The 24,147-nt window shown below is 38.4% G+C and carries 18 protein-coding genes and 5 pseudogenes; 12 read left to right on the plus strand and 11 right to left on the minus strand.

The genetic code is table 11. The annotated features are described in order from the left end of the window. Positions 1 to 9: 9 nt before the first annotated feature. Positions 10 to 1,149 carry an aminotransferase class I/II-fold pyridoxal phosphate-dependent enzyme gene (locus H3Z85_17750; protein QPQ51162.1) on the minus strand — a complete coding sequence of 380 codons (1,140 nt, stop codon included), beginning with the start codon at positions 1,147 to 1,149 and terminating at the stop codon, positions 10 to 12. A gap of 85 nt (positions 1,150 to 1,234) precedes the next feature. Here H3Z85_17750 and H3Z85_17755 point away from each other — a divergent pair. From H3Z85_17755 to H3Z85_17775, 5 genes and pseudogenes are all read left to right on the plus strand, one after another. Continuing rightward, a pseudogene (locus H3Z85_17755) lies at positions 1,235 to 2,274 on the plus strand (M28 family peptidase). Between the two features lie 23 nt (positions 2,275 to 2,297). Next, positions 2,298 to 2,660: a glyoxalase gene (locus tag H3Z85_17760; protein ID QPQ51163.1), complete on the plus strand. Its 363-nt coding sequence runs from the start codon at positions 2,298 to 2,300 to the stop codon at positions 2,658 to 2,660. Positions 2,661 to 2,672: 12 nt separating this feature from the next. Beyond that, positions 2,673 to 3,173, plus strand: a complete 501-nt coding sequence (locus H3Z85_17765) for an endonuclease V (protein QPQ51164.1) — start codon at positions 2,673 to 2,675, stop codon at positions 3,171 to 3,173. A 152-nt stretch (positions 3,174 to 3,325) separates the two neighbouring features. Further along, a complete protein-coding gene (locus tag H3Z85_17770; protein ID QPQ51165.1) occupies positions 3,326 to 4,507 on the plus strand; it encodes an acetyl-CoA C-acyltransferase in 1,182 nt (393 codons plus the stop codon). 210 nt (positions 4,508 to 4,717) lie between these two features. Further along, positions 4,718 to 6,016, plus strand: coding sequence for a T9SS type A sorting domain-containing protein (locus H3Z85_17775; GenBank protein ID QPQ51166.1), 1,299 nt, complete (start codon positions 4,718 to 4,720; stop codon positions 6,014 to 6,016). A gap of 268 nt (positions 6,017 to 6,284) precedes the next feature. On the opposite strand, the pseudogene H3Z85_17780 reads toward H3Z85_17775, so the two are convergent. Then, a pseudogene (locus H3Z85_17780) lies at positions 6,285 to 9,619 on the minus strand (DEAD/DEAH box helicase family protein). 146 nt (positions 9,620 to 9,765) lie between these two features. Here H3Z85_17780 and H3Z85_17785 point away from each other — a divergent pair. The 3 genes from H3Z85_17785 (at position 9,766) to H3Z85_17795 (ending at position 12,728) form a co-directional block, all read left to right on the plus strand. Beyond that, the gene (locus H3Z85_17785; GenBank protein ID QPQ51167.1) at positions 9,766 to 10,563 is read left to right on the plus strand and encodes an SDR family oxidoreductase; all 798 of its coding nucleotides are present in this window, start codon (positions 9,766 to 9,768) and stop codon (positions 10,561 to 10,563) included. Positions 10,564 to 10,634: 71 nt separating this feature from the next. Further along, positions 10,635 to 11,549, plus strand: coding sequence for a helix-turn-helix transcriptional regulator (locus H3Z85_17790; protein ID QPQ51168.1), 915 nt, complete (start codon positions 10,635 to 10,637; stop codon positions 11,547 to 11,549). A 192-nt stretch (positions 11,550 to 11,741) separates the two neighbouring features. Further along, complete coding sequence (locus H3Z85_17795) at positions 11,742 to 12,728, plus strand: T9SS type A sorting domain-containing protein (protein QPQ51169.1); 987 nt, start codon at positions 11,742 to 11,744, stop codon at positions 12,726 to 12,728. A gap of 158 nt (positions 12,729 to 12,886) precedes the next feature. Here the strand turns inward: H3Z85_17795 and H3Z85_17800 are convergent, their stop codons facing one another. From H3Z85_17800 to H3Z85_17810, 3 genes and pseudogenes are all read right to left on the minus strand, one after another. Beyond that, positions 12,887 to 13,339 carry a DUF1569 domain-containing protein gene (locus H3Z85_17800; protein QPQ51170.1) on the minus strand — a complete coding sequence of 151 codons (453 nt, stop codon included), beginning with the start codon at positions 13,337 to 13,339 and terminating at the stop codon, positions 12,887 to 12,889. A gap of 30 nt (positions 13,340 to 13,369) precedes the next feature. Next, positions 13,370 to 13,990: a GNAT family N-acetyltransferase gene (locus H3Z85_17805; GenBank protein QPQ51171.1), complete on the minus strand. Its 621-nt coding sequence runs from the start codon at positions 13,988 to 13,990 to the stop codon at positions 13,370 to 13,372. Positions 13,991 to 14,035: 45 nt separating this feature from the next. Further along, a pseudogene (locus tag H3Z85_17810) lies at positions 14,036 to 14,880 on the minus strand (helix-turn-helix transcriptional regulator). A 209-nt stretch (positions 14,881 to 15,089) separates the two neighbouring features. Here H3Z85_17810 and H3Z85_17815 point away from each other — a divergent pair. Then, positions 15,090 to 16,235 carry an MFS transporter gene (locus tag H3Z85_17815; protein ID QPQ53937.1) on the plus strand — a complete coding sequence of 382 codons (1,146 nt, stop codon included), beginning with the start codon at positions 15,090 to 15,092 and terminating at the stop codon, positions 16,233 to 16,235. 66 nt (positions 16,236 to 16,301) lie between these two features. Here H3Z85_17815 and H3Z85_17820 read toward each other — a convergent pair whose 3' ends face one another. Both H3Z85_17820 and H3Z85_17825 read right to left on the minus strand, forming a co-directional pair. Further along, the gene (locus tag H3Z85_17820) at positions 16,302 to 16,691 is read right to left on the minus strand and encodes a hypothetical protein (protein QPQ51172.1); all 390 of its coding nucleotides are present in this window, start codon (positions 16,689 to 16,691) and stop codon (positions 16,302 to 16,304) included. Between the two features lie 21 nt (positions 16,692 to 16,712). Continuing rightward, positions 16,713 to 18,107 (minus strand): annotated as a pseudogene (locus H3Z85_17825) (MFS transporter). A gap of 70 nt (positions 18,108 to 18,177) precedes the next feature. Here H3Z85_17825 and H3Z85_17830 point away from each other — a divergent pair. From H3Z85_17830 to H3Z85_17840, 3 genes and pseudogenes are all read left to right on the plus strand, one after another. After that, on the plus strand, positions 18,178 to 19,026 hold the full coding sequence (locus H3Z85_17830; protein QPQ51173.1) for a helix-turn-helix transcriptional regulator: 849 nt from the start codon (positions 18,178 to 18,180) through the stop codon (positions 19,024 to 19,026). Positions 19,027 to 19,199: 173 nt separating this feature from the next. Next, positions 19,200 to 19,694 carry a MarR family transcriptional regulator gene (locus H3Z85_17835; protein ID QPQ51174.1) on the plus strand — a complete coding sequence of 165 codons (495 nt, stop codon included), beginning with the start codon at positions 19,200 to 19,202 and terminating at the stop codon, positions 19,692 to 19,694. Then, positions 19,691 to 20,454: pseudogene (locus tag H3Z85_17840) on the plus strand (hypothetical protein). Before H3Z85_17835 ends, H3Z85_17840 begins: the two are co-directional and overlap by 4 nt. A gap of 50 nt (positions 20,455 to 20,504) precedes the next feature. On the opposite strand, the gene H3Z85_17845 reads toward H3Z85_17840, so the two are convergent. The 4 genes from H3Z85_17845 to H3Z85_17860 form a co-directional block, all read right to left on the minus strand. Continuing rightward, positions 20,505 to 20,738, minus strand: coding sequence for a hypothetical protein (locus H3Z85_17845; protein QPQ51175.1), 234 nt, complete (start codon positions 20,736 to 20,738; stop codon positions 20,505 to 20,507). Between the two features lie 121 nt (positions 20,739 to 20,859). Further along, positions 20,860 to 21,915 carry a hypothetical protein gene (locus H3Z85_17850; protein ID QPQ51176.1) on the minus strand — a complete coding sequence of 352 codons (1,056 nt, stop codon included), beginning with the start codon at positions 21,913 to 21,915 and terminating at the stop codon, positions 20,860 to 20,862. Between the two features lie 157 nt (positions 21,916 to 22,072). Continuing rightward, positions 22,073 to 22,531 carry an organic hydroperoxide resistance protein gene (locus H3Z85_17855; GenBank protein QPQ51177.1) on the minus strand — a complete coding sequence of 153 codons (459 nt, stop codon included), beginning with the start codon at positions 22,529 to 22,531 and terminating at the stop codon, positions 22,073 to 22,075. Positions 22,532 to 22,573: 42 nt separating this feature from the next. Further along, positions 22,574 to 23,863 (minus strand): epoxide hydrolase, encoded by a 1,290-nt coding sequence (locus tag H3Z85_17860; GenBank protein ID QPQ51178.1) that lies wholly within the window; start codon positions 23,861 to 23,863, stop codon positions 22,574 to 22,576. Between the last annotated feature and the right edge of the window lie 284 nt (positions 23,864 to 24,147).

Genomic DNA, 24,147 nt, shown 5'->3' on the forward strand with positions numbered 1-24,147 from the left:
TTGTTGTCCCTATAGATTTTTTCTCAGATGTTCCAGCGCCTGGATGATCAGCTCATCTTTTTTAGCAAAACTGAATCTGATATAGTCTGAATTTTGTCGTGAATTATAAAATGCAGAAAGCGGAAGGCAGGCTACTTTTTTCTCAATGGTCAGCCATTTCGAAAACTCTACATCACTCATTGTCTTAGAAATATTTCTGAAATTAACGATCTGGAAAACACTTCCTTCCGCCTTTTGTTCTATTTTCAGGGGAGTATCGTGCATCATTTCATTAAAGATATCCCTTTTCGCCTGCATCAGCTTTCTGTGACCGGAAGGATCAAATACTTCCAGATATTTTGCCAAGGCATATTGTGCAGGTGCATTGGCACTATAGGAAATATACTGCTGGTGACACTGAAATAATGAGGTCAGCTCCGGTGATGCTATCATATAACTGACCTTCCAGCCGGAAGTATGAAACATTTTTCCAAATGAAAAAATACAGAATGTCCTTTTTTTAAGCTCCGGGTGCAAAAAAGAACTGTAATGCTCTTCTCCGTCATAACAATACGTATCATAAATTTCTTCTGAAACCAAATAAATCTCCCGGTCTTTGATCAGTTCATACAATGTACTCCAGTCAGTCTGTTTCCAGATTTTTCCGGTTGGATTTTGTGGTGAATTGACAATGATCGCTTTCGTTTTTTCTGAAATACAGCTTTTAAGATTTTCCCAGTTTATGACAAAATTATCATCAAGATCACAATATACGGGAACCCCGCCATTTATCACTACGGATGGACCATAAGTATAATAGGAAGGTTGTATAATGATCACTTCATCTCCCTGATTTAAAACAGATGTGAGGGCTGTATGTAAAGCAAAGGTTGCACACGGAACAATAGTGATTTGCTGAGAAGAAACCATCATACTGTGTTTACGTTTTGCATTGAACCTTATGATACTTTCGATTAATAAAGGGTTGCCGGAAAGAGGTTCATAATTATGAGTATCCAGGTCTGCAGCTTCTTGTAGAAAGGCTTTCAAACGTTCGTCAATGTCAAAATCCGGAAGCCCCAGAGACAAATCAAAACTTCCATGTCGCAACGCCAGCTCAGACATCTCTGTAAAAAAGGAATAATGAGTAAAACCGTCAATTCTTTTCATCTATTGCATTTAAATCAAATATAATGAAAATAACATTTCAAGGAATATTAAATAAAAATTGTTACTTTTAAGAAATTTATTCTTTATGAAAAAACTACTTATTCCGTTGTTTTCCCTGGCTGTAATGACCAGCTGCGGAACAGCCAATGTTTCGGACGGAACAACTTCGCAACCGACATTTTCCAAACAGGACAAAGCCTTTTCTAATGCTTATAAAGAGATCAAAGTTGAAGATTTAAAAAGAATCTCTACGTTATCGCTGCAGATGATATGGAAGGAAGAGATACCGGAAGCAAAGGGCAGAAAAAAGCGGGAGAGTATATCGTGAATTATTATAAGAGTCTGGGAATTTCTCATCCTAAAACATTAGATTCTTATTACCAGAAGGTTCCTTCTGCATTTATGAAGAAAAGAGGCGGAGGTAACCTTCCGGATTCCGAAAATATTCTTGCTTTTATAGAAGGAAGTGAAAAGCCTGAAGAAATTGTAGTGGTATCTGCCCATTACGATCACGTAGGAATTAAAAATGGAATCGTTTATAACGGAGCAGACGATGACGGAAGCGGAACTGTCGCAGTAATGGAAATAGCCAAAGCCTTCCAGCAAGCCAAAAAAGCAGGAAAAGGGCCTAAAAGGTCAATGCTCTTCCTTCATGTTACAGGAGAGGAACATGGTTTGTTCGGATCTGAATATTATTCTGAAAACCCTGTATTCCCATTGGCTAATACGGTGGTGGACCTTAATATTGATATGATCGGAAGGGACGATCCTGCAAACAGGGGAAAACAATATGTGTATGTAATCGGCTCGGAAATGCTGAGCTCTCAGCTTAAAGTCATCAATGAAGCTGCCAATAAGAAAACAAACAATTTGGAGTTGAATTATAAATATGATGACCTTAATGATCCGGAACAGCTGTACTACCGTTCAGACCATTATAATTTCGCCAAACACAATATTCCGGTAGCATTTTTCTTTGACGGAATCCATGAAGATTACCATAAATCAACCGATGATCCGGAAAAAATTGATTATCCGCTTTTACAGAAAAGGGCACAGCTTATCTTCACGACGGCCTGGGATATTGCCAACCGCCCTGAAAGAATAGTTGTAGATAAAAAATAACCTGCAATGACTTTAAAAATAAAATGCCACAAAATATAAGATCAATCAGACCGTTCATCGGAGCCGAAAACTTTGAAATCAGTAGAAGATTTTACAAGGATCTTGGATTTCAGGAAGTTGTTCTTGAACCTAAATTGTCTTTGTTTAAAAGGGAAGAAGTCGGTTTCTATCTTCAGGATTATTATGCTAAAGAATGGGTGGATAATACAATGATCTTTATGGAAGTAATCAACACTGATGAATTCTGGAAAGAATTATTGTCGCTGAATCTTACTGATACCTATGAAAATGTAAAACTAACCCCTGTAAGGATCATGGAATGGGGAAAAGAATGTTTTGTACACGATCCGTCAGGAATTTTGTGGCATTTTGGAGAGTTCTTCTAACAAAAATTAAGCATGATTTACGCATTTGATACCTACTATTATGAAGACTATGCCAATACGGTATGTATTGCATTTGCAGACTGGAGCTCTGAAAAGGAGGTGGAAATTTTTACTGAACAAACCTCCGTACCCTCCGGTTACGAGAGTGGGGCTTTTTATAAAAGGGAGTTGCCTTGTATCGTAAGCCTGCTGGATAAAATCGTATTAAGACCCGGAGATATCATTATTGTTGACGGCTACGTGACCCTCGATAATGAAGGCAAAATTGGTCTTGGAGGCTATCTCTACGAGGTATTGAAAGAACAGTTTCCTGTAGTGGGTATTGCAAAAAACGAATTTACAACTCCGGATTCCCAAAGGAGAAGCGTTGTCAGAGGTGAGAGCAAAACTCCGCTTTTCCTTACAGCAAAAGGAATTGATGTAGATGAAGTTAAATTAAAGGTAGAACAGATGCATGGAACGTTCAGAATACCGGCTTTATTGAAAAAGCTTGATCAGTTAACCAGAGAATAACATCAATACAATATATTCCGGCACCGACCGGGATATATTTTTATTTTTAAATATACTGATCGGTATATTTTATTTATATTTGTAGTACCCTTACAAACGGAAAAATTTTTTAACGCAAAATATACCAATCGGTATTTTATAATTTAATATCTATGAAAGAAGTATTTATCATCGCAGCAAAACGTACCCCCATTGGTGGTTTTATGGGGAGTTTATCAGGTTTATCAGCCACCCGGCTGGGAGCAATCGCCATACAAGGCACCTATGAAAGCATATCACTTCGACCGGATGCCATAGACAGTGTGTATATGGGCAATGTATTGGGAGCAGGTATAGGCCAGTCACCGGCAAGGCAGGCTGCCATTTTTTCTGACATTCCTGTTGATAAAGACGCCACTACAATCAATAAAGTCTGCGCTTCAGGAATGAAAGCCACAATGATAGGCGCCCAGCAAATTCAGCTTGGATTGGAGAATACAGTGATGACGGGTGGAATGGAAAGTATGAGTAATGTACCTCACTATACGTATCTCCGTCAGGGAAAGAAACTGGGAGACTCCCAGCTTACTGATGGCCTGATTAAAGATGGTTTATGGGACGTTTATAATGATTTTCACATGGGAAGTGCCGCAGAGTTGGGAGTGAAGAAATACGGACATACAAGAAAGGAGCTCGATGATTATGCCTTATTATCTTATCATAAAGCACAGGAGGCGACTTCTCAAAATAAATTCAGTAATGAATTGGTTCCCGTGTCTGTTGAAGGAAAAAAAGGCAGTATGATCATCAGTAAGGATGAAGACATTGATAAGCTCATTCCCGAAAAGATTTCTGTACTAAAACCTGCTTTTGAGCCCAATGGTTTTTTAACTGCTGCTAATTCCAGTAATTTGAATGACGGTGCTGCAGCACTGCTACTGGGTTCTCAGGAAACTATTGACAAATATCAGATTACACCACTGGCCAAAATTATAGCTTACGCTGATGCCGCACAGGCTCCAGAATGGTTTACCACTTCACCTTCTGTTGGCATCAACAAAATATTGAAACAAACAGGCCTAAGCTTGTCAGATATTGATTATTTTGAAATCAACGAAGCCTATGCCTCTGTAATATTATCCAATCAGAAAATCCTGGGCTACGACCTTGATAAAGTAAATATATATGGTGGAGCCGTAGCTTTAGGACATCCCATAGGAGCTTCCGGAGCAAGGATTATAACCACTTTGGTCAATGTATTACGTCAGGAAGGTGGAAAATATGGAATTGCTGCCATCTGTAACGGTGGTGGAGGTGCTTCCGCTGTTCTCATCGAAAATTTAGGTAGCTCTTAATATCCTTATTTTAAATTTTATTCAGAATGTGAGCTTTTTCTAAGTATGAAAGGAGTTCACATTTTTATTTTGTTTCTTTTGACCCAGTTTTGTACGTTGTTATGATACTTTTCCGTATAAAATGTTAATTAACTGACAAAAATCATTACATTCTTATTTTTATTCATTCTAAATAAATATAAATTTGTTTCATCAAATAATAAGAAGATAATGATAAAAACAACTACTCTTTCATGTATTGTACTTTGCTCGTTGGTGAATGCACAATATTGTATGCCGACGTTTCAATATGGGGCAGACAGTAATATGATCAGCAATGTTACTTTTGCAGGCATTAGCAATTCGTCACCGGTTCAATCAGGAAATATACAGGTTTATGAGGATTTTACCTCAATTTCTGCAGACTTGCTATCAGGAAATTCTTATCCGATATCGGTGACAGGTCCTTCGAGTACATTTCCCAGTGATGTAGTTGTTTTTATAGATTTTAATCAGAATGGTAATTTTGACGACGCCGGTGAAAGTTTTTACATCGGAAGACTGCAAGCAGCCAATCCTGCCAATGCATTTACGATTAATAATAATATAACAATACCCGCCGGTGCAGCAAGTGGGCCTACCAGAATGAGAGTGGTCAAAAATACCAATGTGCAGGCCTATTCAGATTCTAATGCCGCCAATTCTATCAGCTCAGCCTGTGACCCAACTTTGAGAGCAGGGCAGACGGAGGATTATACCGTTAATATTAAAGGAAACGATCCCGGTTTTCCAGCTCCTTACTGTGGTGCAGAAAATGTAAGCAGTCTTACGGTCAGTGAGATCAGTAAAGTAGAATTTGCGGACATAGTAAATGATAGTGCTATGAATGGCAATTCAGGTGTTCTGGAAAATTTCACGACCACTGTTTTTAATGTCAACAGAGGAAATACATATCCGATAACCGTTACAGGAGGCACACATGGTCAAGCTACGGTTTCTGCTTACGCTTATATCGATTTTAATCATAATAATGTATTTGATGCTGATGAAGTATTTAATATCGGATATCTGGACAATTCTGACCCGGTTTCAGGACAACAGTCCGGTACTGTATCCGGCACTATTGTAATTCCTGTCAACGCATTACTGGGCAATAGCCGTTTCAGGTTGGTAAAGGCCTATGAATCCAGCTCATGGATGGGAACTTTGGAAAACCTTCCGTGTCCTTCAGGATGGTTTATCGGGCAGGCAGAAGATTATACGATCAATATCCGGCCGGACAATCTTGCAACAGCTGAAGTGTCAAAAAATACCAGTACAGAGGTGTATCCTAATCCTACAACAGGAATGATAATGCTTAACAGAATCAAAGGGCTGGAAAAATATGAAGTTTACCATATATCTGGTCAGAAACTGCTGGAAGGTAATTCTGACGTAATCGGTATAGAAAATTTTGTTCCGGGAACGTATTTATTGAAAATTCAGACAAAAGATAAAAAGATAATCACTGAAAAGATTATCAAAAAATAAAGACACATCTAAATCATATCCATATCAATTTTTGTTTTTTTTAATCGACAGACTTCGCGTCTGTCGATTTTGTTTGTAAGTCTATTACCGAAAAAGCCATAAAAATTAATTTGCCACGAATGCACGAATAAAAAAGCATTCGTGGCAAAAAGAAACTTAAACTTAGGTGTCCCAAAAACTTTTGTAGTTCTACTGTGGTTTATTAAAAAGTTTAAACAGCCGTTTGAATTTCAAAGTTTTACAAGTAAATATGGTGTCTTTTGCATTCCTAATCCGATTCCAGGAGATCCAAAAGATCTTGCTTGGAAAGTCCTTGAAACCTTGTTTTATCCGTTGTAAGCAGATTTTGTGCCAGTTGTTTTTTCTTATTCTGAAGTGTCATGATTTTTTCTTCTACCGTATTGGAACATATCATCCGGACGGCAATGACATTTTTGGTTTGCCCGATACGGTAGCTACGGTCGATGGCCTGATTTTCGGTAGCCGGATTCCACCATGGATCGATCAGGTAAATATAATCTGCTTTTGTAAGATTGAGCCCCACACCGCCGGCTTTTAAGCTGATCAGAAATACACGGATGTCTTCGTTTTCCTGGAAATTACTTACTTTTAGTCCTCTGTCTTTTGTTTGTCCCGTTAAATACTCAAATAAAATTCCATGACGCTCCAGTTCTGCTTTTACCAGGTCGAGCATGCCGACAAACTGTGAGAATACTAGAATTTTATGATCTTTTGATTTTCCAAGAATCTGTTCCATCAGGATTTCAATTTTCACCGCATTATCTCCTGAATATCCTTCCTTCATAAGTGCCGGAGAATTACAGATCTGTCTGAGTCTCGTAAGCCCTGTAAGCACGTGCATGCTGTTTTTATTAAGGTCATCGTCATCATTTGCCGCAATAAATTCACGAAGTTCTTTTTCGTAAGCATCATAGATTCGGCGTTGTTCAGCATTCATTTCACAGTAAATAACTGTTTCTGTTTTCTCGGGAAGTTCTTTAGCTACCTGCTTTTTTGTTCTTCGGAGAATGAAAGGTTTAATTTTTTGCTGTAGCTCAAGAGCGCGTTTGCTGTATTCAAATTTGTCAATGGGAATGGCATAAATATCTTTAAAGTACTGTTTGCTTCCCAATAATCCCGGGCAGGCAAAAGAAAGCTGGCTGTATAAGTCAAAAGTACTGTTTTCAATAGGTGTACCTGTTAAGACAATTCTGTTTCTCGATTGAAGCAGGCGCGCCGCTTTATATCTTTCGGAGTTCGGATTTTTGATGGTCTGGGATTCATCAAGAAAGACATAACTGAAACGGAAGTTTTTAAGAAAACGTATATCGGAAAGTAACATTCCGTAGCTGATAAGGACCACATCATATTCAGGGAAGTGGGCAATACTTTTATTCCGGTCTGCTCCATAATGGCATAGCACTTTGATTGAAGGGGCAAATTTCCGTATTTCTTCCTGCCAGTTGAAAAGGAGAGATGTAGGCACTACAACAAGGTGAGTGTTGTGGCCGCGTTTTTCCTTTTGAGATAAAATGAAGGCGATGATCTGGAGTGTTTTTCCCAACCCCATATCATCTGCAAGGCAACCGCCGAAGTTAAAGCTGTCCAGAAAATTAAGCCAGTTTAGCCCGTCATGCTGATAGTCTCTGAGTTCAGCATTAAGTTGACTGGGAACCGGTGTTACAGGAATATTTTTTGCTGTTGAAAACTGAGTTGAATAAGAGTTAACCTCATCGTATACCTCCCGGCTCAGTATTTCTTTATCGAAAAGAGCCGTTATTTCAGTAAAGTTAATTTTCGGGATTTTTAATAATTCTTCGTCGATTTCTCCGGCCCGGAAATAGGCTGAGATCTTATCGATCCATTCTTCCGGAAGGATGCCCAGAGTACCGTCATCCAGCTGCACAAATTTACTCTTATTGCGAATGGTCCTGTGAAGCTGCTTTAGTGTGGCTTCTTTTGGCCCGAAACCTACTTTGAGTTGAGCATTAAACCAATCCAGTCCGCTGGTTATTTGGATATTGATTTTTGCCTTGTGGGAATTTAATTTATTGTTTTTTAATTCGTTAAAGCCAAGTATGATGATCCCTTCATTTCTCCACGTTTCAAATGCCTGCAGAAACCAATTGTCATCCAGGAACTTATCCCTGTGAAGATAGAAGTATTGATAGCCATCCATTTGTTCTTCAAAATCCGGATGTTGCTGCATAATGAGAGAAGTAAAGCATGCTTCTGCGGCATCATTTCTATCAATTTTAAACAAATTGCCATTCTGGTCGGTATCAAAAAGTTGTTTCCTGGAATAGACGGGAACTTCAACATCGCCATATTTCATGACCGGTGTTATTCCTATATAATTTTCCTGTTGACGAAGATAAACTATCTTTTCTATACTAAATTTTTTTGTTCAAGCTGTACTTTTGTTGCCGCTTGTATATAGCTGTAATTTATATGAATACGCTCTTCTAATACTGTCAGGATATTCCTCATGAATTCCTCGTATTTTGAGGAATGAACCAGTAAAATTTCATTGTTCGCCTTAAAGAACTTAATAATCCTAAGCATGTCAGGATCGTCTATCAGGCTGAAAGTGTTGCGGTTATAGACAAAATATTCATTTCTTAGAACAATATTTTTAAAAGGAACAGAGAGGTCATTGAATTGCAGTTCACCGGTTATTTCAAAGAACGGATCTTTCTTAAATACAGATAATTGTATACTCGCATCTAAAGTGTTAAGTTCAGTGCGGATAAGAGACTTTGCTAAGATGGTTTCTGCAATTTCCCGGTCGTGATAATATACCTCAAAGTTCATGGGATTCTGAGCAATGAGTTTCAATGCTTCAAATTCTCCCGGGTTATAATCTTCGTTATAATTGTTCTGGAAAGAAGTGATGGCGGTGTAAAACTTAATTTCTTCGGGTTTCTCAGCTCTCCAGATGAGCTGCATGGCATCTACAGATACTACAGGATTTTTAATTTTCCCTGTTTGTGTGGTTTCTGCTTCCATCAGAGAAAAAATAAGGTGGTTATAATACCGGTGCTTACTGATGACCAGTATTTGCTTTTTTCCCGTTTCCGTCAATGCCAGTTCATCCAGTCTGGAAGTAGGTTGAGGTAAAAGTTCTTTTTGAAGTACCAAGGTATTTACCGGAAACATTTCTTTTATTCTTGGGATAATCGTGGTTTTCCGGTCAGAATATTCCAGTTGGAAGTAGACATCAAGGTCCTGCTCATTTTCCAGGCCATATTCTTTTGCCTTTGAAATCAGTATTTTTTTACGAAGTTGATCATCAAAAAAGATCCGGAAATTTTTCTCTTCCAGAATACAATGAATGATTTCTGCCTGATGAGAGCAAAGTTGGCTTTTAGTCTCATTGCAGGTACATGAACAAAGTAAAGAATTATTTATTTTGCTGATACTCACTATAGGGAATTCCTGTAAAGAGGTCTTTGTAAATGTTCCCGTATTGTTTTCCAGGCTGACAGGATAGACCTCGTGAAAATCCCTGATTCCGATAAATGTACTTTCTGGGGTATGTTTCAGAAGATCATACACGGAAAGAGTAGTGATATTGATGTTATCAAGAATATATTCGGCCATACAAATTAACTGGGACAAACTTACAAAAAACAAGTGAAAAGTGAGAATGGGTGCCACCCTCATTTTGGCTACAGCTTTCCCCGTTTTGGCAACTCTGCGATTCTTTCTAATGATGAACTTTGTCCTGTAATTTAAAACAAAAAAAAATGAAAACAATTTTTATAACAGGCACTTCTACAGGATTGGGAAAAGCAACTGCCCAATTATTTCAGAGCAAAGGATGGAAAGTTATAGCCACAATGAGAAACCCCGAAGCCGGTGAAGATCTTGCTGCGTTGGAAAATGTAACGGTACTTCCTTTGGATGTTACCAATCCTGAACAAATACAGTCAACCGTTAAAAAATCTCTTGAATTGGGAGACGTGGATGTTGTGTTTAATAATGCAGGTTACGGTCTTATGGGACCACTTGAAGCTGTGACAGACGATCAGATTGTAAGACAGATCAATACCAATTTATTGGGTGTGCTCCGTGTCACCCAGGCATTTATTCCTTATTTCAGAGAGAAAGGAAATGGTACATTTATTTCCACCACATCGATCGGCGGATTGATTACTTTTCCTTTAAATTCTATTTATCATGCTACAAAATGGGCATTGGAAGGCTGGAGCGAGAGTATGGCTTTTGAACTTAACAAATTAGGAGTTGATATTAAAACGGTTTCTCCGGGAGGTATAAAAACTGATTTTGTAAGCCGTTCCCTGGATTCTGCGTCAAATCCTGCCTATGAAGAAATGATCGGCTCTTTATTTTCTAAGATGGAAGGGATGATGGAAGCAGCCTCTGCACCGGAGCAAATTGCAGAAATAGTGTATGAAGCGGCGACGGATGGTAAAAAACAATTGAGATATGTTGCAGGAGAAGATGCGAAAACTTTGTATGCACAACGTCTTGAATTGGGCGATGAAGCTTTCAGAGCCCAGCTAGGACAGCAGTTTATGTAATTTTTAAAATAACAGACAGCGCAAATATGATGATGCGCTGTCTTTTAGTCAAATAGTAATACTTTTATACTATGGAAAAGAAAGAAAATACCCCGCTTAAAATTTCGTCCATCTCCGAGATGCATGATTTATTACATCTTCCTAAACCTCTTCATCCACTCGTAAGCCTGGTAGACAATAGAAAGATGAGTATTGAAAAAGAGTTTTTGACTAAAAGCTTTTTGCTCAATTTCTACAAGATTTCTTACAAATATTCTACCGTGGGTAAAATGGGGTACGGACAGGGATATTATGATTTTAATGAAGGAGGTATGATGTTCACAGCACCCGGACAGATTCTCTCCGCGGATGTGGATGCAGAATATTGCGGTAATACTTTACTGATACATCCTGATTTTCTCAGAAGCTACCCGCTGGCAAAGAATATTAAAAACTTTGGATTCTTTTCTTATGATACCAATGAAGCCCTGCACTTGTCTGATCAGGAGAAAATCATAATAACAGGCCTTTTGGACAGTATTAAAAATGAATTGAATACAGCAATTGATGAAGTAAGCCAGGACGTTATTGTTTCATATATTGAAGTATTGCTCAATTACAGTAACCGTTTTTATAAAAGGCAGTTCATCACCCGAAAAGCTATAAACAGTGATCTGTTAACGAAAATGGACACAATACTTGAAGACTATTTTAATCAGCAGGAGACCTTGCAAAAAGGACTTCCTACCGTTGAGTTTCTGGCCTCTTCCCTGAGTGTATCTCCAAATTATCTGAGTGACATGCTCAGAAATCTTACCGGCCAAAATACACAACAGCATATTCATGAAAAGCTGATTGAAAAAGCTAAGGAATATCTTACTTCCACCAATTTTTCGGTTTCGGAAGTCGCATATGCGCTGGGATTCGAGCATCCACAGTCATTTAATAAGCTTTTTAAAAAGAAAACTGACAAAACACCTTTGAATTACAGACAATCTTTTAATTAAGATATCGCCCGGATTTTACCGGTTTTTTTTATTGGGGTAACTCTTATACAGTATAGCGATTTATCACAAACAAAAAAAATACCTGATTTTAGGTATAAAAAAATACTTTCTTTTGAGGATTGATAGCTTTTTAAACTAAAAATAAATTTGTGGTAGGAATAAATACCTTACTCAAATTTAAAAATATACACTATGAAAAAGCTAAACTTTTCTTTATTTCTTGTTGCCGGAATACTGACCAGTGCCCAGTCTTCAATAACAAGAACAGCTATTGATAAAATCAACGTTCCTTTAACCTTCAGAGCCGGAGATGTTGCGTCTACGGTAACAGCCGGAGCCTCAGGAGCCAATGTTACGTGGGACTTTTCAGCGTATACCGTTCCCAATACCTCTACAAGCACAACCAATGTTTGTCCCGGAGAATCTAATTGTTTTAGATTCCCAAATGCTAACAGGATTACAAAACCTACGCTTGCAGATTCTTATAGTTTTACTTCTATGAGTGATACTGAGGCTTCAACAGTAGGCATGTATGCGGGACCATCATTTGGTGATGTTACGTCGACTTATACGGATCCGTTGATTGATTTTAAATTTCCCATCACTTATCTGCAACAATTTACCGATACCTATCAGTTTAATACTGTTTCCGGAGGTATAGGAAATTCAACGGAGGCCGGGCAGGTAGATTATACGGTGGATGGCTATGGGACCATTATCACTCCGGTAGGAACTTTTTCTAATGTGTTGAGAATAAAAAGAATGAGGACCGCTACCCAAACCCCGGGGCCATTTACCTATACCAATGAATCTTATATGTGGGTCAGCCCAAGCAACGGAATTGTATTTAATTTTGCCATCAACACCTTTACGTTAAACGGAACCACCAATGTTACGAAAAGTGTTTCCTATCCGGAAGCGGGTTCATTGTCTACAACGGATGTGGAGGCTAAAAAAGAAAATATTTCTGTGTATCCTAACCCAAGTGCCGACATGATCACTCTGACATCAAAAGAAGACTTTAAAAAGATCACAGTGACTTCCATGGATGGTAAAGCTGTCATAAGAACCGGAAATGTTAAGAATATTGATATTTCAAAGCTTCCCAAGGGAGTATACATCCTTCAGGGAGAATTGAAGAACGGAAATTCAATGTCTAAGAAAATTATTAAAAAATAATAACGTATTGTTTATAGTGACTTAATACAAAAAGATTTAGAATCCACCCCGAAAACGGGAAGTGCTATAATGAATGAAGCAGGGAATGGGCGGTTTTGGTGAATAAGCCTGTTCTCTGCTTTTTGAGTATATCGAAAACATCTTGTAGGAAACCAGGATCAGACTCCAAATTGTCTTAAATGATGATCCATGTGTTTATAGGCTGCAATTCCCCACTCATAGGTTGAAATATTGCCAAATGCAGGATGGGGAATCGTTAAAGGACGGGTGGTGACGGAAAATAATTCAATTAAAAGAATAAAGTCAGTTTTTTGTTTTTCAAAATCATCACTGTCAACCTTTCCTTTGGTATCATGTCTGGATTCACCTTTACTATTCTTTTTAAAACCGGGAGCAATGTAAAGGGCCAGTATTCGTAAAACAAATTGTTGCAGCGTAGTTTTATTTTTTGCTCCGCTTTCCTGTAAAATTTGCCTGTTACAGGAGTTACAGTGAAGAAGCATCTCCGTAGCCGTCATTTCTCCCCAAAGAGGAATATGTGAAGCTGAAAGATTTTTTACTCTTGCAATGATAGCAGCAGCAGCTTCATGTTTTAACAGATTTTTTCTCATGGTGATGGTGGTTGTCAACAGTGTAATCGGTTATCCCTCTTTCGTAAGTCCTCTTTTCGCATTCATCTGCTTTTCAATTTTTACCTTTGCTTCTTCCCACTCATCATCCAATATGCTGTAATATGCTGCATTTCTGGTAGTACCGTCATTCTGGATACGATCTTTTCTTAAAATTCCTTCAAAGATACCACCTATTTTTTCAATGGCTTTTCTCGATCTAAAATTGGTATCTTTAGTTTTAAGTTGAACCCTGTTTGTTTTTAATATTTCAAAACAATAGGTGAGGAGCAGTAATTTACATTCAAGATTGAGTGTTGTCCCCCAATATTCTTTAGTAATCCAGGTCCATCCGATTTCCAGCTTTTTATCGGAAGGATAGATTTCAAAAAAACGTGTCGAACCGATTAATTTGCGGGTTTCTTTATGACGTATTACAAAAGGATATTGATTTCCGTTTTCTCTTTCAGACAATGCCCGTTCGTAATTTTGATAAAAGATTGTTTTATCAGAGCAGTCTGTGGGAATCAGTTCCCAAAGTTCCTTGTCTGAAGCAGCCTCGTATAATTCTTCAAAATGCTCTTTCTCCAAAGGAATCAATTCAACGGTTGTTCCTTCTAAAACAGTGGGGTGAGTGATCCATTTTTCTTTCATGGAAATAGTTTTTATGGTAAAACAAATGTACAAAAATAACCAGATTTATTTCTTAATACGATAGTTTTCGCGATACGTATTGGCCGTTATTCCTGTGCATCGTCTGAAATATCTGCAAAAAAGGGAAGAGTCTACAAATTGCAGCCGGTTGCTGACTTCTTTAATAGAGAGCGAAGTTGTTTTCAGAAGTTCTTTAGCATATTTGATCACCTGGTAGCTGATCCACTGTTTAATCGGTTTACCTGTTTCTTTTTGATAAAACTGCTTAAATATTGAGGTGAAAGGTGAAGCTGATCAGAATAAAAAATAACACTCCTCTGCAAATGCCCATGCTCATTAAGCAATTTGAAAAAATGCTCTACAATATCCTGACTTCTGGTTTGCAGCAGGCTGTTATTCTTTATGACAGGAAGATAAAGTTTCGAAACCAATTCCAGTAATGCATACAAAAGGTACTGTACAGATTCCGGTGTGCTTTCGTCTTCAGTTTTAGAATGATAATCCTCAATTAATTTGATCGTTGACCCAATGAGTCTTCCCGAAGTATTCCCTGTCTGAATAACCGGATGAAATCTGATTTCGTCACTGGCCAGAAGTACGGTTAGAAAACTGTAAGTACTGATGAAGTCTAATGAAATAAAAAATACGGTAAAATCAAGATCGTTCGTATAAGAAATATCTGTCACATCCGTGTCCGGAAGCAACATCATGACTGAACTCTTTTTAACCTCAAAATCGCAGCCATTGCTTCTGATGCTTATTTCACCTTTTGATACAAAGCACAGTACAAGCTTATTCAGTTTATGGGCACTTTGCTGAAACCCGGACACCGTATTTGTTGTATACTTTTCAATATATAGTCCTTCAAAATTTGGTTTAATATCTAACATGGCCAAGACTGGTAATTTTCTGAGATCAGCTGAACTTTGAGTATCGCTTTAATTAATTGAAGGCAAATGTAGGCACTTACTTTTTCTTTTGGAATACATTGTTTAAAATGGAATATAAAATGACAAAAATGGAATATATTTTATTAGGTCACTCTAACTACCTTTGCCGTAGAAATTTTATTAAATGTTGTTATAATGCAAGATAGAGAATCGTACAATGCGAAAATGCCTGCAGCCTGTTTTTTACTTTTTTTGCCCACGGGCTCGTTTTTTCTTCATGGGCCAGCCGGATCCCTATCATTAAAGAAGCGCTTTCCATCAATGAGGCACAGCTGGGAACACTTTTGCTTTTAATGCCCATAGGTCAGCTTTCAACAATGGCGTTGGCCGGAAAGCTGATCAGCATAAAAGGAAGCAGTTGGGTGATTAGGAGATGCTTTTTGCTCTATCCTCTTTGCCTTTTACTGATTGGTTTATCACCATCATACTGGGTGCTGGCCGTTGTTTTGTTTTTCTTCGGGGTATCAGGAAACCTATGCAATATAGCGATCAATACTCAGGCTATTGAAATAGAATCTCTTACCCAAAGAACACTGTTGTCATCGTACCACGGAGCCTGGTGTTTTGCAGGGCTGACGGGAGCCCTTATCGGTTTACTGATGATTACGTTGAATATAGATACGCTGTATCATTTTATATTCAGTTTTATTCTTGTGTCGGGATTATGGTGGTACAGTAAAAATCATCTTACCCATATTATTCATAAGGTTGAACCGCAAAAGCAATCAATTTTTAAAGCTGTCAATCCTACATTGGTTGGGTTGGGTATCATAGGGTTTTTAAGTATGGCAATAGAAGGTGCGATGTTTGACTGGAGCGGAGTGTATTTTCAGACTATTGTAAAAGCGCCGGAAAAGTTTGTAATCCTTGGATATACGAGTTTTATTTTAATGATGACTTTAGGTCGTTTTGTAGGGAACCGTATTATTGAAAAATATGGGAAAAGATTCGTTTTACAATGCTGTGGTATCCTTATGAGTTGTGGTCTTTTCCTCAGTGTTTTCTTTCCCGAACTATGGGTTTGTATCATTGCATTTATGATTATCGGTCTGGGAGGCTCTTTAAGTGTGCCTTCCATCTACAGTACTATTGGCAAGGTGAATACAGTGGCTCCCAGTATTGCCCTTTCTTTCGTTTCCAGTATTTCATTTTTAGGATTTTTGATAGGCCCTCCGTTGATCGGATATATTGCTGAGGCTTTCGATCTCAGGTATTCTTACGGACTTTTTGCCTGTTTTGGAATATTGCTGTCGATTATGGCAAGACAGATGGATATTTTTAAAATTAAAGATTAATAGACACAATAATAAAGCTACCTTCAGAGGTAGCTTTATTATTGTAGTGGTTTGAGTAAAAAGTAATTATATCCAGTTTTCTACCAGGTGCAACCACAAGGCTCTTTCCGGATTCAAAAGAAAAACAGCGGAAGACTGTCTTTTGTTGGATGTATTTCCCGTCATCTGAATTTCTGTATAAGTGGCCAGTCCATGGTGATCGGAATGCTCAACTTCTATATTTTCGACATACACTTTACGTTCAGGAAATTTCCCGTATACCGTGGGAAGCCAGTCGGAAAACGCAGCCAATGTAACCGTATCACCATTTCCGTTGATCATTTTAAATTCCGGCAAAAACCCTGAAAGGAGTTTTTGATAAAGAGCCTCACGGTCTTCAGATCTTCCCTGAAACCACTTTTCGATATCCTGATGGAATTCTGTTATTTCCCGGGTCATTTTTTCTTTGCTGTTCATAGATTTAAATTTATAAATATTTTACTTGTTGGAAGAAAGCTGAAGGATATATTTTTTTAACCTGAAATTGGCCCATATCCCGATGGCCTGTACCATTCCTATTAATGAAATGGCTAATGCAAATGCTTCGTAGAATTCTACAATTTCAATCATATTGAAAAATAATGTGCCAATTATCGCTCCGCCTGTCACGCTTCCTATCTGTATTCCAATGCTGATCAATCCGGAGGCTTGCCCTGCTTTATCTTTAGAAATGAAGGAAATAGCAGTACGCATCATAACCGGCATCATCGTTCCATGCCCTAATCCTGCGATAAATAAAGTGATATGAGTAATAAAGGAAGGTTTTTGCTGAAAAAGAAAGCTAATGCACTGAATACAAAACCACTAATTAACAATCCCAGTCCGATATTAATCAGTTTGTGGGAATCCAGTTTCATCCTCGATATGGTTAATGGTCCAAGGAAAAAGGCCAGTCCATACGGAACTATAGCCAGCCCTGTCTGCATGGAGTTCTGATGCAAAAACTGCTGCAAATAGTACGGATAGCAGATAAATAAGCCGGCTGTAAAATTATAAAGAAAAATCATCAGCAGACTTAGTGCAAAAGGTTTGTACTGTAATAAAGTCGGGTCAATCAGGAAAGTTTTTCCTTTGGTAAGCAGAGTCATTTCATACCTTAAGAAAATCAGTAATACCACAAAACCAACGAGCATTATTCCAAAAATCCACCACGCCCATTGATATTTTTGTCCGAAAATAAGCGGGCAGATCAACATCAGCAAGGCAACAACCAACAAGAATGAGCCGATAAAATCGATTCCCGCTTTTTCCTCTTTTGGACTATTTTCCATGGTAAAATGGATTCCTAAAATGCAGATGACAGTTACCGGAACATTCACAAGAAACACAAGTTCCCACGAAAAATGCCCCCAATGCATACTGAGAAGAACACCCCCGAGCAGTTGGCCGATTACTGAAGCCAATCCGAATACAGAACTGAAAAAAACTTACGGCTTTAGGCTGTTCTTTACTGCTAAATAAAACCTTTATCGAAGCCAGCACCTGAGGAGCCAGAAGAGAAGCTCCCAAACCCTGAAACAGCCGGGAGATAATCAACCATGTGATATTTGTCGAAAATGCACAGGCAAGAGAAGAGAACAAAAAAGTATACAATCCCCATGTAAAGACTTTCTTACGCCCATAAATATCACCGAGACGACCTCCACATACCACAAGGGCAGCATAGGTGAGTCCGTAGATAGCAACCACCATTTGCAATTGGTGATCACTGGCCTTAAAGGCATTTTTGATAGAAGGCAAAGCCATATTGACAATAAAATAATCTAACGGAGAAAGAAATGCCCCGGCGATCAGGAAGTAGAGAGCCTGCCATCGTTTCGGATATGTACTCATTTTTTTAAAACAAAATTAACCTCTTTATATTCTGTTAAAATTGTACTTTTGGAGGAAAATTCAGTGTACAATGATAGGTCTACATTCAGAAGGTATTGAGGTAAATGAAGTAACGTTACAAAATGAAGAAGTTGGTTTTAAGACAAAATCATTCCTCTCCTTCGTCTATATCCTAAGAGGAGAGGGAAGTCTTGTACATGATGAAAGACGCATCAGTTTTTCGGAGGGAAAGCTGTTTATCATTCCGCAGCACGAAAACTATTGTTTCAAAAGTGAAAATGCAAAATTGATTGCCATACATTGCCCGATCGGGTTTATTGATAAAATACGGCTTGAAGCAGATCGTATAGAAAGCTGTGAAAACCTTTATAAATTGCAGTATATCAGTAATAATTACCATGCAAAAGCAGGATGTGTCTTTCGCGATAAGCATGACGAAACTTTTGCGGCCACCCTGATTGTACAGATCGCAAGAGAGGTTGGAAATAAAGTTGATGACTATCTGATTATTCGTAATTGTATCTCTATTTTGCTGAACCTTGTTGCCCGAAACATCATTAAAAGTGAAACATCAGACCTGCAGAAAAACAGGAAAGCATTTTCTATTATGAAGATTATCACTTACATTCAGCAGCATATAAAAGATAGGGAAAAAACCGGCATTCAGGCTGTATCTGAGCATTTCGGAATTTCCGGGAATTATTTCGGAGAGTATTTCAAGCAGCAAACGGGTGTTTCTTACCAAGAATATTTGTTAGATTACAGACTTAAGCTGGTAGAAACTTACTTAAAATACAGCAGCACCAGATTGAGCGAGATTGCTTATGAACTTCAGTTCAGCGATGAAAGCCATCTTTCCAAGCTTTTTAAAAAACACAGGGGATTAACGCCGGGAGAATACAGAAGGAAACAAAAGTAGCAGCTTAAAAAAAAATACCAATACCTAATTAATTTCTCTTACTACCATTTTACTTACTTATTGTTAGTGTTTAAGTGATTCATGATCAGTGAATTATATTTATTTAAAAAATTAATATAGTCAACTATATAGTTAACTGTGTTTTTTATATATTTACAACGAAAAACATGAATATGGATTTTGATTTTATCAGAGATTTAGGATATAAGGCGTTGGACAGCAGGCTGAAAAGAATCAGCGACCGGATGTCACATGATGTGAGAAAGTTTTATAAAGAATTTGGAATTGACGTAGAACCCAATTGGTATCTGGTCTTCATGTTGTTGCAGAAAAGGGGAGAGATTTCCATTACAGATATTGCAGAGCCTTTGGGGTATTCTCATCCGTCCGTGGTGATCATTGTCAAAAAAATGACAGACAAAGGATACCTGATTACTAAGAAAGATAGAACAGATAAACGGAAACAGATCATCTCCTTATCTCCTAAAGCCATCGATATGCTGCCTCAGCTGGAACAGGTTTGGGATAGTTGTGAAAAAGCTATCCTGAAGCTTATTTCAGAGGATCTGACGCTATTTTCGTATCTCGATGCTATTGATCTGAAATTGAAAAATGAATCCTTTCATAACCGGTTTAAACAAGAATATTTAAAATCAATTAACCTATGAAAACACTCCTCTTTATTACTGCACTGCTATTCTCCAACCTGATGATCTCGGCAACAGAAACGAAGGTCATGATCAGGGCAAAAGCCAGAGATGCTAAATTTATCGGAACCTCTTTGGGAGGAGCACATGTTATTGTCAGAAATAAGCTGAACCGGCAGATTCTGGCGGAGGGCAATACAACAGGAAGTACTGGAAATACAGATCTGATCATGAAAACGGCTAAGGTAAGGGGAAATGCAATTACTGATGACCAGACTGGTGGTTTTATGGCCACAATCAATATCGATGAACCTACTTTTGTCAATATCGAAGTCGTTTCTCCGTTAAACAGTAAGCAGTCACAAGCAGTAATCAGTACAGAATTATGGCTGATTCCCGGCAAGAATATTTTAGGAGAGGGAATTATATTGGAAGTCCCGGGATATATTATTGATATTCTGAAACCCAGAACGCATCAGTATATTTCATTGAAAACCATCAGGGATAAGCCATTCCGGTTTCAGGCTAATATCGTGATGATGTGTGGGTGTGTGATCGAGAAAGGAGGAGTCTGGAATTCAGATGAAATTGAGGTAAAAGGCATCCTGAAAAAGACGGGAAATTTGTTCATAATGTCGATATGTCATTAGTTTCTACCAATTTATTTGAAGGAAGTTATCCTATTGACGCTCCCGGTAATTACGAACTGGTCATGTACGCTTATCACGAAAAAACAGGGAATACAGGAGTAGATAAAGTAAACTACGTTATTTTTGAATAGTCTGAAATGAAAATCATTTTTTCCCATATTGAAGGTAGAATTATTTATCCTTAACGACCCTGGAATACTTCAATAATGGATTGTAACAGTTCTTTATCCACAGGAGAATTTGAAGAATTTTCCTGTACAAGAGCTCTCAAATTACCTTCATCATCGCGTTCAAATGCAACTTCATTGCCATCTATATCAACATAAAGTTTGTAGCCATAAGTGAATGTGGCCAGTCGCCCTTTGAAAACAAGCTCTTTTCCTTTATACTTTACAGGTATTTCAAATTCTTCCATTATATTTTGTTTTTAAGACAAACAGACTTTAAAAAAATATTCGCTTCCTTCTGTGATTAGGAATTTCAGAGGGTAAAGATACAATCTTATTATCTTTATTAACAAGGGTTATCATTAAATACTATGAATGTAAAAGTATCCACCCCGTAGATTTACAGCCATAAAAATTATCTTCCACAAAAATGATTTTCCCAAGATTATTGGCATTGCAGGTATTGGTTTCCAATGTCGGACTTTCCGCATTGATCTTAATAGAACCTTTGACCTGTACTTTTGAATCACTGGCTGTTGTTTCAAAATTATTGATACCGACCCCGACTTTTCCGTTTTTTAATATGGTAAATGCATCATTGTTTGCGCCACTAAGGCCGTTTCCTACAATCAACAACCGGTTGGTGTTCTGATAAGCTTCTGTAAACTGATTATTATAGGTTTCAGGAACAGGAGTATAAAAAGTAGTGTATGCTCCCAAGGCCGTTTCGTAGCCGCTATATGCTCTTGTCTTATTTCCGAAAGCTGTTGAAAGTATACCGCTTGCTACTGTCTGTAGACCCCAGGCTGTAGAATTACTGCCGGAAGCTGTATTCCCGATCTGGCTGACGAGGTTGCCTCCCCATGACATGGAATTACTTCCTGATGCTGTATTGAAACCTCCGAAAACAGCTGATCTTTCCCCGGAAGAAGTATTCATAATTCCGCTAGCAAAACTGCTAATTCCTGTTGCTCCCCTGTTAGTAGACGTATAAGCATAGGACAGATCTACCGCATTCGACCCCAGGGGACCAAAATTGGAGCTGTTGATGTTTTTAAATAAACGGAAAGCTGAAGAATACTCGTCATTCTGAACCGATCCTTTTGTCTGTACCAGTGCTGATCCTAATGGCATCCAAAAACCCTGATTCCAATAATAATATCCGGGATAATATACATACTTCATCTTCTCTGATGAGGTATTTTTATTTCCATCCTTAATATAAACCAACATAGTGTTCTGCTCATCAGTCAGGGCCATATTAAAAGCTTCAGCTGAAGTAATACTGGGAATAATAATACCTTTAACACCGGAATTTGCAGAAGAACCCACATGAAGGCTGGCTTTCGGATGATCTGTATGGATTCCCACCTGTGAAAATGTGAGTATGGAAGTATTGATGGCTATCAGGAGAAAAAATTTCATAAAAAGAATGCATAGATTCGTTCATGCAAAGGTAAAGGTGCCGGCTATTTTATACAAGAGAAAGCTTGTTGTTCTTTTGTATTACCTTAAATATAAATAATCCTTCATTTCTAAAATGGAAATGAAGGATTAGCTGAATTAATATGATGCTAAAAATTTACACTGACACGCTAATCTGCATATTGATATTGCCACGGGTCGCCTTGGAGTAGGGGCAGGTCTGGTGTGCCATTTCCACTATTTTTCTGGCGTCATCTGTTGCAAGTCCGGGCAGATTGATCTGCAGCTTCGCCTGCAGGAAAAAACCATCTTCGTTGGTAGCCAGATCTATAGAAGTATCTGCTGAAACATTCTGAGGAAGAGAAATTCCCAGCTTGGCTGCATTGAATTGCATTGCTCCTATAAAACAGGCAGACCAGCCTGCCGCTAATAATTGTTCCGGATTTGTCCCGTTTCCTTTAGCACCCGGAGGCGTCAGTGAAATATCAAGTTTACCGTCATTGCTTTGAGCAGCTCCGTTGCGCCCGCCTGTTACGTGAACAATACCCGTGTACAAAACATTGCTGATTTTTACGACTTCTGTATGTTCTACCTGTTGAATTGTGCTGAATTCCATATTTTTAAGTATTGAGATGAAACTATATTTTTTTTGAATATTTTATCTTAGTGATTTGAAGGCGGCTCTCAGTTCTTCGGTAAAGATCTGTGGTTGTTCCCATGCAGCAAAATGACCTCCTTTAGAAGCTTTATGATAATAATAGAGGGTAGGATATGCCTGTTTCGACCATGATTCGGGAGCCTGATAGATTTCGTGAGGAAATACAGAAATGGCAACCGGTACTTTAATGTCTTTGGTCTTCTGAGCTTCGGCGCTGAAATTATTTTTATTATTTTCCCAATAGAAACGGGAAGAGGAAGCTCCTGTGTTCGTAAGCCAGTACAGGGTAATGTCATCCAGAATTGCATCGCGGCCTATTACATGTTCAGGATGGAGATCACTTTCACTCCATTCTGCTATTTTCTCGTACAGGAATGCTGCTAACGCTGTCGGAGAATCAGAAAGCAAATAACCTGTTGTCTGCGGACGTGTCACCATCATCCCTCCATAGGCAGCATTTCTTCCGAAAAATGTACTCATCGCATGGTAAGCCTCAGCCTCCGAAGCAGAAAGACCTGAGGGCGCAGGATCTCCCGCATTAATAGGCTTTACCAGTTCAGACGGAATAGTTGCCGGCATGGTAAGATGAATCCCGAGAAGTCCTGAAGGAGCTTGTTTAGCTAAAGCATCAGATATTACAGAACCATGATCACCACCCTCAGACACATATTTCTTATATCCAAGTCTCTTCATCAGTACATCCCAGGCACGAGCCACACGGTCAGGATTCCAGCCCACCTCAGTAGGAATTTCTGAAAAACCATATCCGGGAATAGCCGGTATCACCACATCAAAAGCATCACTTGCTTTACCTCCGTACTTTACAGGATCTGTCAGTGACTCTATGGTATTGATAAATTCCAGAGGAGAACCCGGCCAGCCGTGCGTAAGAATTACCGGTAATGCGTTGGATTCTTTTGAGCGGACATGAATAAACTGAATATCAATCCCGTCAATTTTTGTAACAAACTGAGGAAGAGCATTCAGTTTATTCTCTACTTTCCGCCAGTCATAGCCATTTCCCCAATAATTGACCAGTTCCTTTAACTGAGCTAGCTGGATTCCCTGGGAAGCATCTTTCACCGTTTCCTGATCCGGAAAACGGGCTTCTGCGATACGTTTTTTAAGATCTTCCAGCTGGGATTGCGGAATATTGATATGAAAAGGGCGGATACCGGTATCAGATTCTGCTGTAGCAATTTTAGTTTTCAGGCTTTGTGCCTGCGTTATGACAGGAATATTTACTGTAAATGCTGCTGCTAACATCAGCGTGGAAATTGTTGTTTTCATTGTTTTTTTGTTGTATTAGATTTTAATAACTGTTTTCTTTTTGACAGGACAAAATTATATCGTCAAAGAGCCTATGGAAACGGAGAACCAGCTCAGATAGTCATATTTCATCGTGAATCAGACATTACGGATGGTCAACCGGAAAGATCAGAAGACGAACAGAATCAGAAGAATAGGAAAAAGGCAGGATTTTAAATAATCTCAATAGGGTGATATAGGATTAAATATTTATAAAAAACACTTATAATATCAATTTTCTAAGTATATTTAACCTAATAATTAAT

It is taken from the genome of Chryseobacterium indologenes, from assembly GCA_016025055.1.
Classification (GTDB): domain Bacteria; phylum Bacteroidota; class Bacteroidia; order Flavobacteriales; family Weeksellaceae; genus Chryseobacterium; species Chryseobacterium indologenes.